1 protein-coding gene is annotated in these 680 nt (G+C 62.9%); it reads left to right on the top strand.

Features of this window, described 5'->3' with window-relative positions; translation table 11 throughout:
• Positions 1-104 precede the first annotated feature (104 nt).
• On the top strand, positions 105-680 hold a 576-nt coding region (locus EN879_RS37955; protein WP_164774949.1), incomplete at its 3' end, for an NAD(P)/FAD-dependent oxidoreductase.

Below are 680 nucleotides of genomic sequence, written 5' to 3'. Positions count from 1 at the left end.
CTTTCGTGTGATGATCAAGGCTCGTCTCGGCCCTTAATATCCTACTAGACGAAAACATATGCATCTGCAATTATCTTTAAGCATAAAGGAAATGGGGACGGGGCGTGAGCGAGTTCGACGCCATCTTTGTCGGGGCGGGCCACAACAGTCTGGCATGCGCTGCGCATTTGGCGCTCAAAGGCTGGAAAACAGGGGTTTTCGAGCGCGGCGCGGCAATCGGCGGCGCCGTCCAGACGCGCGAATTCACCCTTCCCGGCTTCCGCCACGATTTCGGCGCGATGAATCTCAGCCTCTTCGCCGGCTCGGCCTTCCACCGGAAATATGCAAATGAATTGAAAGCGCAGGGGCTGGAGTTCGCCCCGGTCGCCGACTGTTTCGCCAGCGCATTCCCTGACGGGCGCTGGTTCGGCGTCAGCAACGATCTGGAAAAGACCGCCGCGCGCATCGCCGCCTTCTCAGCCGCCGACGCCGCCACATGGCGCAGGCTGGTCGCCGCCTTCCCGGCGGAGGCCGAACACCTGTTCCGGCTGCTGGGTTCGCCGATGAGTGCCCGCGCGCTTGCCGGCACGGCGTGGAACCTGTGGCGCAAGAAGGGCATGTCCGGAGCGCTCGATACGGGCCGGCTGCTGCTGTCCTCACCCCGCGCCTGGCTGGAGGAAACTTTCGAGTCGCCGCATATC

This window comes from Mesorhizobium sp. M7A.F.Ca.AU.002.02.1.1, from assembly GCF_003998535.1.
GTDB lineage: Bacteria > Pseudomonadota > Alphaproteobacteria > Rhizobiales > Rhizobiaceae > Mesorhizobium > Mesorhizobium ciceri.
Note: the sequence above shows the minus strand (reverse complement) of the source record. Positions and strands in the feature narration are given on the sequence as shown.